The organism is Tolypothrix bouteillei VB521301, from assembly GCF_000760695.4.
GTDB lineage: Bacteria > Cyanobacteriota > Cyanobacteriia > Cyanobacteriales > Nostocaceae > Scytonema > Scytonema bouteillei_A.
In genome coordinates this window covers 1,264,028-1,276,462 of sequence record NZ_JHEG04000001.1, presented here as the reverse complement: position 1 = coordinate 1,276,462, position 12,435 = coordinate 1,264,028, and the positions used below count along the sequence as shown (strand labels likewise).

The 12,435-nt window shown below is 40.8% G+C and carries 11 protein-coding genes and 1 pseudogene; 7 read left to right on the top strand and 5 right to left on the bottom strand.

Annotated elements, in window-relative coordinates:
- Window positions 1-162: 162 nt before the first annotated feature.
- Window positions 163-771 carry a hypothetical protein gene (locus tag HC643_RS04965; protein WP_038081359.1) on the top strand — a complete coding sequence of 203 codons (609 nt, stop codon included), beginning with the start codon at window positions 163-165 and terminating at the stop codon, window positions 769-771.
- A gap of 129 nt (window positions 772-900) precedes the next feature.
- Here the strand turns inward: HC643_RS04965 and HC643_RS04960 are convergent, their stop codons facing one another.
- The 4 genes from HC643_RS04960 to HC643_RS04945 form a co-directional block, all read right to left on the bottom strand.
- Entirely contained in the window at window positions 901-1,377 is a 477-nt protein-coding gene (locus tag HC643_RS04960) for a hypothetical protein (RefSeq protein ID WP_038081361.1), read from the bottom strand.
- A gap of 666 nt (window positions 1,378-2,043) precedes the next feature.
- Window positions 2,044-3,342 (bottom strand): HEAT repeat domain-containing protein, encoded by a 1,299-nt coding sequence (locus HC643_RS04955; protein ID WP_038081365.1) that lies wholly within the window; start codon window positions 3,340-3,342, stop codon window positions 2,044-2,046.
- 50 nt (window positions 3,343-3,392) lie between these two features.
- Window positions 3,393-4,658, bottom strand: a complete 1,266-nt coding sequence (locus tag HC643_RS04950; RefSeq protein WP_038081367.1) for an STM4015 family protein — start codon at window positions 4,656-4,658, stop codon at window positions 3,393-3,395.
- 68 nt (window positions 4,659-4,726) lie between these two features.
- Complete coding sequence (locus tag HC643_RS04945) at window positions 4,727-5,710, bottom strand: hypothetical protein (protein WP_038081369.1); 984 nt, start codon at window positions 5,708-5,710, stop codon at window positions 4,727-4,729.
- A 317-nt stretch (window positions 5,711-6,027) separates the two neighbouring features.
- Between HC643_RS04945 and HC643_RS04940 the strand changes: the two genes are divergently transcribed.
- The 6 genes and pseudogenes from HC643_RS04940 (at window position 6,028) to HC643_RS04915 (ending at window position 11,605) form a co-directional block, all read left to right on the top strand.
- On the top strand, window positions 6,028-6,912 hold the full coding sequence (locus tag HC643_RS04940; RefSeq protein WP_038081371.1) for an Rpn family recombination-promoting nuclease/putative transposase: 885 nt from the start codon (window positions 6,028-6,030) through the stop codon (window positions 6,910-6,912).
- A gap of 66 nt (window positions 6,913-6,978) precedes the next feature.
- A pseudogene (locus tag HC643_RS04935) lies at window positions 6,979-7,263 on the top strand (DUF4351 domain-containing protein); the annotation flags it as partial.
- 61 nt (window positions 7,264-7,324) lie between these two features.
- Window positions 7,325-8,554, top strand: coding sequence for a metallophosphoesterase family protein (locus HC643_RS04930; protein ID WP_038081374.1), 1,230 nt, complete (start codon window positions 7,325-7,327; stop codon window positions 8,552-8,554).
- 81 nt (window positions 8,555-8,635) lie between these two features.
- The gene (locus tag HC643_RS04925; protein WP_038081376.1) at window positions 8,636-9,553 is read left to right on the top strand and encodes a metallophosphoesterase family protein; all 918 of its coding nucleotides are present in this window, start codon (window positions 8,636-8,638) and stop codon (window positions 9,551-9,553) included.
- Between the two features lie 4 nt (window positions 9,554-9,557).
- The gene (locus tag HC643_RS04920; RefSeq protein ID WP_038081378.1) at window positions 9,558-10,964 is read left to right on the top strand and encodes an AAA family ATPase; all 1,407 of its coding nucleotides are present in this window, start codon (window positions 9,558-9,560) and stop codon (window positions 10,962-10,964) included.
- Window positions 10,961-11,605: a retron system putative HNH endonuclease gene (locus tag HC643_RS04915; RefSeq protein WP_038081382.1), complete on the top strand. Its 645-nt coding sequence runs from the start codon at window positions 10,961-10,963 to the stop codon at window positions 11,603-11,605. The genes HC643_RS04920 and HC643_RS04915 overlap by 4 nt, the downstream gene beginning before the upstream one ends.
- Before the next feature lie 462 nt (window positions 11,606-12,067).
- Here HC643_RS04915 and HC643_RS04910 read toward each other — a convergent pair whose 3' ends face one another.
- Window positions 12,068-12,367, bottom strand: coding sequence for a CU044_2847 family protein (locus tag HC643_RS04910; RefSeq protein ID WP_038081384.1), 300 nt, complete (start codon window positions 12,365-12,367; stop codon window positions 12,068-12,070).
- Window positions 12,368-12,435 lie beyond the last annotated feature (68 nt).

The window sequence follows — 12,435 nt, the reverse complement described above, 5'->3', positions numbered from 1 at the left end:
TGTGCGATCGCATTACAGACTACATTTGTATTTTCGTATGCAGTACAAATGTACTCATAATAATCAAAACCCTATTACCCCGATCGCATGATGTTAAGCTTTGCTTATCACTTACCTCAAGTAATTGGGAATACTAAGTAGTAGTGTCAAAAGTAAAGTACAATGCCAGAAAGTACGAATCGACCCAGAGTTGATGACGCTGTCCTTGGTGGTCAAGCAATATCCCCAGCCCCAGTTAATGGTGTTGTGTTAGGAGGATTGGAAGGTGTTAAAAGACGGTTTGCAAATCCAGAGGTCAAGCAAAAAATCGCTGCTCTAGAAGAGGCGCTGAAATATGGCGAAGCAGGTTTGAATTTAGTCATTCAGGCGTTGGAAGATAGATTATGGATGGTCAGGAACGCTGCTTATGTGCTACTTGTCTATCGAGAAGAGCCTGCAGTGAAACAGATACTTGAGGAATACACTCAAAAAAGCAGTAGGTATGACACTTTTGTCGCTATGGGACGTGCTGGAGGAGAGTCTGATGTCGATACATTAATGGAAAGTTTAGAGAATGACCTGAACAGCGCGACTTGTAAGCTTGTTGACTATACTCTCAGTTTGGTCAATACACCACACGGACAAAAACGAATTGAACATTACCTTTTCAACGGTACGCAAAGGCAGAGGAATTATGCAGCACTTTACTTTAAGCGACTTGGTGCTAAAGACATTTTAGCTTCTGCAGTAAAGCAGGGCTGTATTGACCGAGTACAAGCATTTTCTAAATAAAAGAGTTTGGCAGTTATCGATTGTAAACAAAGTCACTGCTGAGATAAATGCCCGTGCGATCGCCTGACTGAGTTTCGCCAATTATGTATAAAAGCATCTACAGTTTACTCTCTCACACAGCACTTCCCTTTATGGTTTGGTTAATGGGACTTCATCAGTTTCAGCACTAAAAGCTGCTACCAGTTCGGGGCTAGAGATGGCAATTGCACTTTCATGCCATTCATGGATGAGCGCGTCAATTATCTCCCATGCTATGGTTGAGGAATCTATCAACCGAAAAGTCTCACTTAGCTCCTTAATAAACTCTTGCAACTCATCTGAATCAAACACGCTCAACCATCCATAAGGATGTTCAAAGCCAATTTCTTTCCCTAGTAATAGAGAAAAAGCTACGGTTAATGCTTCAAAAACAGTTTTACTTTGAGTAGCTACCTTCACCAGAGAAGTTACTTCCTCCCGCCGCAGCAACGCAAAAGACCGATCGTTACGAGTAATTGTCACTGGACGTTCCAAAGCCTTGTCTAGAACTCGTCCAGGCTGACGATTTAACTCAGTGGCAGTAATTAGCTCATCTGAGTAAATATTGCCAAAATTCCCCAGAACCATAGGTTATGCGTTTTCAGCCTACGCTGATTTGCTCGTGCTAATAAGTTAATACGTAGAATGGTACGTACTATTTATTAATAGTCAATAGGAATAAACACTTTAGGTATTTAATACAAAAATATGAAATGAAATATAAATCCTTATTGGAGAAAGAAGTAGTGAGAGTAGAATTTCATCTCAATGGTGGTTACAGTAGGGTAATCTTTGAGCGTATACAGTTTTCTATAGAAATACTTACTAGTTTAATCCCGTCTCATCTTCGAGTAATAGGTTCTCGTTTTTTAGTCTCTTTATATGCTGTTCAACCTGACATAGATGATTCTATCGAAGTAGTGAGGAATGCTATTAAGTTATCTGTCCAACTTGAAGAATTAGAGACTGATAAATCAACCTAGTATTTTGTTCCTGTTTTTATTGCTGGTATGAGCAAAGGGATATCTAAAGCTTGTAGCTACCGAATAACCAGAACATTATTAAAGATCCTCTATCAAGATAAAGTTGTTTTATTTAAACTATTGCTGGTAACTAACGTTTCAAGCGTCGTTATCAATACTACTCTGATAAGAATTTTTGTGGTTTGGAATCGCCATGGAGAAACTCAACAAATGTCTGTAAATGTTGGGTTTCGTTCCTCAATCCAACCTACGTATTTTTGTAACATATCCCTTACTCCCATGCTGTATAATAGCGAGCGCTATCATCATCAAAGCGATAACTGTCATGGAACTGAGAATTAGCAATGACTTGACAATTGATATGAGACAATTGCTCAATTGCAATTGGACGCAAACAATTTTCAGAAACATTGAGAGTGTGTAAGTTCTCGATTGTAGGGCATTTGAGTAAATCTGTAACACCAGCAACGGTCAACTTGCCTTTTCCCAAATCTAGCACCTTTAAGCGTTTAATAATCTCCGAACAAGATATAGCTCTAGCAATTGCATTTGTATTTTCACTACCAATCAATCCTAAGTAAATCAAATTGGGACACGATTTACCTGACAGAAGAGGAGCTAAACTTTTAACTATTTTCTCCGTATCTCTTCTGCCCAGCCACAATTCAAGATATTCTAGAGATGGATACTCAAGCTGGCAAATTTCAGCCACGTGTTCGTCTGTTAAATCTGCTCCTTCAATAATCAATGTTTTTAATTCTGTGTGTGTTTTTTTAGAAACTACTGGAGAACCATCACGATTGCGAATTTGTAATAGTTCTTGCTTTTGTTTGTTTTTTAAAATTGGATTGCTAGCATGACCAAAGAATCCGCAAAGATGCAATACCTGCAAATGAGGAAAGGCTTTAAGAATTGGATTAATATTACTTAGACATATTTGGGAGTATCCTCGCTTCCATTGTTTGGAATCGCTTGGGTCTCCCATAAATAATGCTTTAAGATACGGTAACCTCTCGGGAGTAGCAACCAGGACGTTGACAAAATCTTGAAATTTCCCATATGAACCATTCTTCTCAATTTCACACACTAAAGCTTCTAAAGTGGTTATTTGCGGCTCTTGCAACAAATTTACAAGTTGTTTTGTTGTTCGCACTGCTGTGTATTGATTCCAACCCTCTAATGTTGTGAAAAACAACCAGGGATCGCAATCTATTAATATCTGCTTTTCCTTTTGGCTTCCTTTCTCCCGCAACAGTCGAGCCGCCGTAAGCCGCACTTGCTTTGATTCATCTTTCAGTGTTTCAATTATCAGGTTTATACCTGCTTCTCCATAATTGAATGCTTCGCCAAGAGCCGTAAGTCGTGCTTCTACAACTGTACTTTTCAAGCGACGCTTCACTCCTTCCATTCCTCCCAAAACAACATCTCCTATGGGAAGCGGGGCTCTGTCACCCAATACTACGTCAAATTTACTGGGTTGATTTTGATTGTCTGGTATCACCTTCTGACTCCTTGCCCTCAAGTTGAAATTCTCATAACCTAAGATTGGTTGCACATCTGACTTAGACATGCGATCCGTCAATCGCAGTTTTTGTAGTACAAATATACCATTAAAGGATACTACTCCGAAACAGAGCAGTAACGGGAACTAATGTAGTCGTCTTCGTCTTCTTCTTTTTGCTTGTTGGCGATCGCTTGAACTTCGATCTGAGACAAGCGTTCGATCGTTTCGTCTGAGAGAAAGTTTTCTGAGACATTGAGGATGTCGAGTTCATTCACAACCGGAGAGTTGAGTAATACTTCAGCCCCTTCATCACTCAAAGTCCCCATTGATAAATCAAGTACGCTGATGGAATTCATTAAAGGCGATCGCACAATCGCATGAACCATTTCATCAGAAAACTGGCTGTTGCGGAGTCCCAAGTAAGTCAAATTCGGGAACACTAAATCATCAAGAATAGGGCTCAAATTTTCAACCCAGCAATCTCCACCGTAGTCTTCACTACCAAACCACAGTTCAAGATGCTCTAGGGCTGGTAGTTTCAAGTTACAGATTTGAGCAACTGTTGTCCGACTTAACCCACCCGTTTCAACAATAAGTGCTCGTAAGCGATCGTGTCGTACAGGCGGGCAAAATTCTAAACCATCTCCGCCACGAACTTGCAATATCTCTAGCTGAGGATAAGCCCTTAAAATCGGGCTAATATCCGTTTGCTTAATCCAAGAAATTTCACATTCATCGGAGGGAATATCTCCAATGAAGACTGCTTTGAGATTGGGAAGCTGATTTTTTGCATTCACTAAAGCATTCACAATGCTGGGTGGACTTTCACTATATACTTCCTCACTCCACATTCCAAATACTAAAGCTTCCAATTGTTTTGCTTTGGGGTCTTCTAAAAGACTTGCGAGTTTTGCGATGGCATATTCTTCCGGATCGTAAGTCCATCGAATCGCATAAGCTGTACCAATGGGATCGGTGATGCCAACATTAGGGTCAAAATCCGCCACTTGACGATTGGCAAATCTCGTAGCGTGCATACCTTGATACCCCGGGTACTGAGCTAACCGTTCAACCAAATCCCATGGTGTATATTGTTGTAAAGCAAGCTTGACTTTTTGTTCTTCCCTTGGGCGCAATAGCCGATAAGCAAAACGCTGTACTTGCTTAGCTTCATCCTTCAAAGCCTGAATTACCACATCTAATCCAGCATCGCCATAATTCAGGGCTTCTTCAACCGCAGCCCTTCTAACGTCAACAACCGGATTCCACAAACGACGTTTAACGCCCTCGATTCCTCCTAAAACTGCTCCTTCTACTGGAGGTGGCGATTGTCCTCCGAGTACTGCATCATCTTTTTTGGGTTGCTTGTGATTATCGGGCATGACACTTTCTCACTTCTGTACTTCCTACAGAATTCCCACGATCGCAGGTAAGTTAACATATGCGATTCCTAAGTGTTTCTTGCTTGGCGTTGAAATACAATCATTTCAGTACCAACAACAGGGTTACGCGCTACTAACCTACCTTGAGAGTCGATAATTTCTAAATGGCTAAAATCCAAGTCCTTTGATCGCTGTAGTATATCAGCCGCGAGTTTGTCCTGTTGCGATTGTTTCAGATTGTACCATTCGTTACTAATTTTGACAGTCAGATTGCTGCTGCGGAAGTTAGCTTGAATGGACTGTATCAATCCTGAACCAAAGCGATCGCTAATCTCTGCAACCTGATTTTCGATAGCTGCAATCAAAGTTTGTTCTGGAGTTAATACTATCTCTGGTGTTAGAGTGGGAGTAGGTTCTGGTAATGGGCTTTCCTCAACCTGTGGGGGAACTTCTCCCGTCACTGGTGGAGGTGTTTCTTCTGCTTGTGGTGTTGGAATTTCCTCAGGTTGTGTAAGTGGAACTTCTCCTGTAACTGGTGGAGGTACTTCTTCTGCTTGTGGTGTTGGAATTTCCTCAGGTTGTGTAAGTGGAACCTCCTCTGCAACTGGTGGAGTTGTTATTGTTACAGGAGGTGTTTCTTGAGTTGGTGGAACAGTAGCTACCTCAGTAGGTTTACCAGAGAGGAGAGAGGAAGTTGTCCAGAAGCCAATGACAGCAATCCCAGCAATAATTCCCGTTAAAGCTGTATCTGATAGCTTAGTTGATAAATTTTCTGGCAAGAACGAGCGAATTTTTCCTAAAACAGCACCCCACCCTTGTGAAGATGCTCCACCTCTCGTCTCTACAGCCCCAGCGGGAGATTCAGCCTCCAGTCTGTTCGCTGTTGCTTCTAAAATTCCAATCGTTCCTCTCAGAATTCTGATAATAAAAGATTTCCAAGCGGATTGAACTCTTATGTCCGGCTGAGTGACTTGCTCAACCCTTTGCTGGGACTGGCTCCCCTTTGGTTCGGGAGAAGAAGGTGGTTGTGGATTTGGATTGTCTTGTGACATAAAACTTCAATTAAAGCCACCGCTCAAGGTTGCTACCTCCTCAGCTAATTTAACACTGCTTTGCGTCTGAATATTCTCTCCGCGTCATAGTTAGGGTCATGGTTAGTTTTAGATCGACAATTTCAGTAAAACATCACACAGATAACAACATGTAAATTTTTTTGCTTGTAGTTGCACTTTAGGGAATAGAGCGCAAGAACAAACCAGGAAATTAGTTTTTTTGAAAATAATAATAATTCTTTATAGAACTGATGTTCTAAAGGTATAAACTGTTGAATGCATTGTAAATCAGACAGATAAACTCAGCAAAATGCCTTATGCGTCGAGATTCGATCTTTTACAAACTATTTCAGCAATCCCCAACTTTACTCTTTGAACTATTGACAGATCCTCCAAAAAATGCTGACTCATATCAATTTGATTCCGTTGCTGTCAAAGAACCGAAATTTGAAATTGATGGCGTCTTTCTACCACCAGAAGATAGAGGTGCAGGAGTGGTCTATTTTTGCGAGGTGCAATTTCAAAAAAATGAACGACTTTACGAAAGGCTCTGTGCGGAATCTTCACTCTATTTCTACCGCAACCGTGACAGATTTAGCGATTGGCAAGCGGTGATAATTTATCCGTCACGCAGTACCGAACAAAGCGATAGTCACCCTTACCGCGCATTGCTCAACAGCGACCAAGTACATCGGGTATATTTAAATGAGTTGGGGGATATTCGTCAATTACCTTCATGGGTAGCTCTGATGGTACTCACTACCTTAGAGGATGAACAAGCCATTGAAGAAGCAAGATATCTGTTAACCAGAACCCGTCAAGAACAATCTCAACCATCAAATCGCGCCATAATAGAGATGGTGACAACAATTATGGTGTATAAATTTGAACAATTAAGCCGAACAGAGGTAGAGTCCATGCTAGGAATAACACTAAAGGAAACTCGAGTTTATCGAGAAATCAAGGAAGAAGGAAGAGAAGAAGGAAGAGAAGAAGGAAGGCAAGAAGGAAGAGAAGAAGGAAGAGAAGAAGCAACAGTCAACCTCGTTGTCCGACTGTTGAACAAGCGCTTTGGAGAAATTTCTGAGGAATTGCGACAACGAATTTCCAATTTACCCCTACCCGTTGTGGAAAATTTAAGTGAAGCACTTTTAGAGTTTACAAGTGTGGCTGATTTACAAGCTTGGTTAGAAGCTCGATAAATTAGACCATCACTAAAGATGCGATCGCTTGAGAGTGTTGAGGTCTAAATGACTGACAGCACTAGTAAGTTTGAACAATTAAGCCGAACAGAGGTAGAGTCCATGCTAGGAATAACACTACAGGAAACGCGAGTTTATCGAGAAATCAAGGAGGAGGGAAGAGAAGAAGGAAGAGAAGAAGCAACAGTCAACCTCGTTGTCCGACTGTTGAACAAGCGCTTTGGAGAAATTTCTGAGGAATTGCGGCAACGAATTTCCAATTTACCCTTACCTGTTGTGGAAAATTTAAGTGAAGCACTTTTAGAGTTTACAAGTGTGGCTGATTTACAAGCTTGGTTGGAAGCTCGATAAATTTTCTAGGGAAAGACTAGGTTATGGTAGTCCATGAAATTCTTCTTGGACTTAAATTCTAATGCGTTTTCGGCAGTTTTTTCCGCAAATCTTTTTTGGAATTGCTTTGGGGCTGTGCCTTTCTTTAGGATTGCATAGTTGCCAATCGGTTAGATCGCCACAAATACCCGTCGCAGTACAACAACCGCAAGAAACTACTGTTTCCCAAACTCAACCTCAAACAGTTTTACAGTCATCTTTACCTCCAGAAACATCTGCCATTGTCAAGAGTGCTAGATCGGAGGGTTTGTTCAATCCGAAGCGCGGTGATGTGCGTTTGTTAGTTATTAGCGACCTCAATAGCGCTTATGGTTCCACTGACTACGATCGCGAAGTAGATAAAGGTATGGCGTTGATTCCCTTTTGGCAACCAGATCTTGTTCTATGTGGTGGAGACATGGTCGCCGGACAAAAAGCAACCCTATCAGAAAAGCAAATTCGGGCAATGTGGGCTGCTTTTGATCAACATATTACAGCCCCTTTACGTCGTGCCAAGCTTCCTTTTGGTTTTACCATTGGAAATCATGATGCTTCAAGCTCCTTAGGAGCCAAAGGTAATTTTATCTACCAAAAAGAGAGAGATTTAGCAACAGAGTACTGGAACAATCCCATACACGATCCAGGTGTTCAATTTGTTGACCGTTTTGAATTTCCTTTTTACTACACTTTTGAGTACAAAGATATTTTTTTCCTAGTGTGGGATGGTTCCTCTAGCCGCATACCAACAGAGAAGTTGGAATGGGTAGAAAAAACTCTTGCGAGTTCCAAAGCACAAGCGGCAAAAATGCGAGTTTTACTCGGTCATTTGCCTTTATATGGAATTGCAGTTGGTCGTAACAATCCCGGAAATGTGATGGATAATGCAGATCGACTGCGGGCAATGCTAGAACGCTACAAGGTACATACCTATATTAGCGGCCATCAACACGCTTACTATCCCGGACACCGTGGTAATTTACAGCTACTGCACTTGGGGCTTCTTGGTTCTGGACCTCGATCGTTAATTGACACGAGTCCCCGTCTTTTGAAATCTTTAACCGTACTAGATATTAACTTTAATTCGCCAGAATTAACTACTTATACAACTTATGACATTCAAACACTAAAAGTTATTCAATCCGAGCAATTACCACGCTTTTTGGCAGGTCATAATGGTATCGTTTTACGCCGAGATGTGGAATGGAATAAGTTAACATCTGAGGAGAAATCTTTTTGTATCAATCGTTTAAGTAGTAACCTGTGCAGCGCATAAGTTTTTTTCCGGGCAAATCTTATGTTTGTTGAAACGTATATTGTCATTTGTCATTGGTCATTTGTCTACTAACCACTAATCATGAAACTCAAACGCCGTCAATTTCTCTTTTTTGGTAGTTTAAGTACCCTTAGTGCAGGTATTTTCAGTTTTTTAAGGAGTAAAAATAGCAATTATACTTATACTGCTGCTGTGGCAAATACAGTAGTTGCGGCTAAACCAAAAACAAAAGATTTGTTGCTTCGTTTTGTTTCTGTTGCAGATACAGGAACTGGAGATAGCGGTCAGTATTCTGTAGCTCGGGCAATGACTAAATATCACGGCCAAAACCCCTACGATCTCATTCTACTTGCTGGAGATAACATATATACCAACGGCGAAATCGAAAAAATTAATGAAGTTTTTGAGCGTCCCTATGCCTCTTTGCTTCAAAAAGGCGTGAAATTTCAAGCTGTTTTGGGAAATCACGATATTCGCACGGATAATGGCTATCCCCAAATGAAATATGTTAACTTTAATATGTTGGGTCGCTTCTACACGTTTCGTCGCGAGCGCATACAATTTTTTGCTTTAGATACTAACAACAATGCCGATTGGAAAAATCAGCTAGTATGGTTGGAAAATGAATTAAGCATCTCGAACGCGCCTTGGAAAATTGTATACGGTCATCATCCGATTTATGCATCGGGTGTTTATGGTAGTAATCCAGATTTTATTAAAATATTTACACCACTGTTTCAAAAATACGGAGTCCAACTCTATATTAACGGTCACGAACACCATTATGAAAGAACAAAATCTATTAATGGAACAACTTACTTAATTTGTGGTGGGGGTGCGGGAACCCGTCCTGTAGACCATTCAGAATGGACGGATTATTCTGCATCAAAGCTGAGTTTTGCAGCGTATGAAGTTTATCCAGATAGAATAGAAATCAGTGGTATCGACACCGATAACCGCATTTTTGATAAAGGTATTATTTCACTTAAATCTACTTAATGCTATGAAAGTCAAACACCTAAAAATGTCCTCTTTCCGTGGGATCGGTGATTTAACGTTGGATTTTTGTGGAACGGGTCCAACTGTACTTATCGGTGTCAATGGTGTAGGAAAATCCAGTATCCTTGATTGTCTGGCTATCCTTTTGTCTCAAATGACAGGAAGAATTCAAGATTCTATAGAATTTATGCGTTCTTTAAGCGAACAAGACATAAGTAATGGCAGTCAAGAAACCCAGATTGAAATTACAATTTCTCTAAATGAAGGACAAGATTTAACTTGGTCTTTAAGTGAGATTAAAGCACAAGATCTATCTCCTGAAAGTTCAGCAGCCAGGAGATTGGAAGAAATCAAAGCTTTACTAGATACAAGAGAACAACCTTTACAAAAGCGTGCGGGACAGAAAAGTTTAAAACTGGCTTTAGAATCTTTGTTAGAAGACTTTAACCAAATAGAAGATCGGGGGACAAGCGAAGACTTTCTAGAAGATTTAGAAAAAGCAGTTCATGAAATCAGAAATAAGTTGTTAGCAAAGGAAAATGCTAACATACCCTTAGCAATTTACTATCCAGTGAATCGTGCTGTTCTTGATATGCCTTTAGAAATAGCTGAATCATTTTCGTTTCAGCCAACAAATGCTTACGACCAAGCATTAACTGGTGGCAGAATTGATTTCAAAGGCTTTTTTGAATGGTTCCGAAATCGCGAAGATTTAGAAAATGAATTGCGCCGGGATATTTCCGATCGCACAGACAAACAGTTAGAAGCAGTGAGAAATGCAGTTTCCTCAATGCAACCAGATTTTTCTGACTTGCGTGTAGGGCGTTCTCCCTTGCGAATGACTGTCAAAAAACAAGGTAGAGAATTCATCGTCAGTCAATTATCTGATGGCGAAAAATGCTTGCTAGCCTTAGTGGGAGATTTAGCAAGGCGGTTGGCAATAGCCAATCCAAGTTTAGACAATCCACTGCAAGGGAAGGGTGTGGTTTTAGTTGATGAAATTGAACTCCACTTGCATCCAAAATGGCAACGGGAAATTATTCCTGCTTTAACCAGAACATTTCCCAATTGTCAATTTATTATCACAACCCACTCCCCACAAGTTGTCAGTCACGTGCAAGCTGATAATATCTTTCTTTTAGAAACAACACCTGATGGTATTATTGCCCAACAGCCAGAAAGTTCTTTTGGCAGAGATAGCAATACCATTTTAGAAGACATCATGGGTGTTGCTGAAAGACCTCAACAAATTAAAGATGCTCTGGTGCATCTCTTTAGATTAATCGATCGAGGGAATCTCGATAGTGCCAAACAACTGCGCCAAAATTTGGCAGATGAAATTGGAGAAGACGATCCGGAATTTGTACGAGCCGATGTACTGATCCGCCGCAAGGAAATTCTAAACAGATGAAACACATCCAAAAAAGCCGAGAACCAGATAGCTTAACGAAATGGAAGCAAAAGCTTGGGAGCCGAATACCTGACTGGAAATCTTTCTCTAAAGGAGTGAAAGATGATGTGTATTTCTCTCTTTTGCAAGAGCAAGGTTATATTTGTTGCTACTGTGGTAGACCCATTTCTAGAAAGCAATGCCACATCGAACACTATAGACCCAAAAGTGTATACAAACATCTCACATTTGAATACACAAATCTTATAGCTTCGTGTCAGGGAGAAGATGAAGACAGACCTCGCGTACCAGTTCATTGCGGACACAAAAAGCAGGCTTGGTTTGACGAGGAACTGATGATTTCTCCTTTAGATCCAAACTGTCCGGATTACTTTAAGTACTCTGGATTTGGAGAAATTCTGCCGACAGACGATCCACAAAAGCAAACGTCTGCTAAAACAACCATTCAAAAACTGGCACTTGACATTAATAAGTTAAGAAAGTTGAGACGTGCAGCCATTGATGCAGCCCTGCAAGCCACCGATGGCTTAACAGGGGAAGAAATACAATTGCTGGTTCAAGCTTACGATCGGCAAGATTCGAGCGGACGGTTTACACCCTTTTCTGCAGCAATTACGTATATACTCAAGCAGTATTTTTGAGCTTAACAACAAGGCAGTGAAAAGGGAAAATTGGAATTAAGTTCCCCCCTTTTTTAAGCTACGGTGGTGTACACATCTTTAGAGATCTCCCTAAAACTCCCGATAAATTGGGGGACTTGAAAAATTTTCCCCCCTTTTTAAGGGGGGTTAGGGGGGATCGAAACCGCTTTTAATGCACCTAGTACATGAAGGCAGAAGTACGTAGGCAGATGGCAGAAGGCGCAAAAGCCTTTAAGATAAGCTTTTTGTTTATGACAAATGGTTGCCTTATTTACGCCGACTTGTACTAGAAGACTTGTGTACACCACCCCAGCCTAGGAGGAGAGGGACCAATACTTGTCGGATAAGCCGTTTTTTCCTCCCCTGCACAAAGGTGCAACCCCAGCGTAAAGGTAGCTTGTCTCCCGCGAAAATTTTCGAGAGCCCTTGCACTATTAGGAGAGGGGCTTCAAACCCCGATTTCTAATGACCCCATTCCAAAGTAATCTCGATATTGGCATTACTTGCACCCTTGACCACTAAAGCTGTTAATTTACCAGATTCAATAGCAATATCGACACCAAACCTGACAGTTGCTCTATCTGGTTTAACCTTACGTACTGATTCAGCAATTTCCTTCGTTAGAGATTCAATAGCAGTTGCAACTTCCTCAAAAGGTCGAGCCTGAAAATTGATTTTACGATCGCCTATCTGTGTAGCTTCTACTCGAACATTTGTACCATCAGAAAGTTCTACTGTAATAATCTTGGTTTGAAGTTCCATTTTGGCTTTACTGGATGATTATGCCTTTTTACCATTCAATCACCATAAGTTAATATCACTATAGTGTT

Coding starts and splice junctions, on each gene's coding strand:
- HC643_RS04965 (WP_038081359.1), top strand. CDS start 163: ATGCCAGAAAGTACGAATCGACCCAGAGTTGATGACGCTGTCCTTGGT.
- HC643_RS04960 (WP_038081361.1), bottom strand. CDS start 1,377: ATGGTTCTGGGGAATTTTGGCAATATTTACTCAGATGAGCTAATTACT.
- HC643_RS04955 (WP_038081365.1), bottom strand. CDS start 3,342: ATGTCTAAGTCAGATGTGCAACCAATCTTAGGTTATGAGAATTTCAAC.
- HC643_RS04950 (WP_038081367.1), bottom strand. CDS start 4,658: ATGCCCGATAATCACAAGCAACCCAAAAAAGATGATGCAGTACTCGGA.
- HC643_RS04945 (WP_038081369.1), bottom strand. CDS start 5,710: ATGTCACAAGACAATCCAAATCCACAACCACCTTCTTCTCCCGAACCA.
- HC643_RS04940 (WP_038081371.1), top strand. CDS start 6,028: ATGCGTCGAGATTCGATCTTTTACAAACTATTTCAGCAATCCCCAACT.
- HC643_RS04930 (WP_038081374.1), top strand. CDS start 7,325: ATGCGTTTTCGGCAGTTTTTTCCGCAAATCTTTTTTGGAATTGCTTTG.
- HC643_RS04925 (WP_038081376.1), top strand. CDS start 8,636: ATGAAACTCAAACGCCGTCAATTTCTCTTTTTTGGTAGTTTAAGTACC.
- HC643_RS04920 (WP_038081378.1), top strand. CDS start 9,558: ATGAAAGTCAAACACCTAAAAATGTCCTCTTTCCGTGGGATCGGTGAT.
- HC643_RS04915 (WP_038081382.1), top strand. CDS start 10,961: ATGAAACACATCCAAAAAAGCCGAGAACCAGATAGCTTAACGAAATGG.
- HC643_RS04910 (WP_038081384.1), bottom strand. CDS start 12,367: ATGGAACTTCAAACCAAGATTATTACAGTAGAACTTTCTGATGGTACA.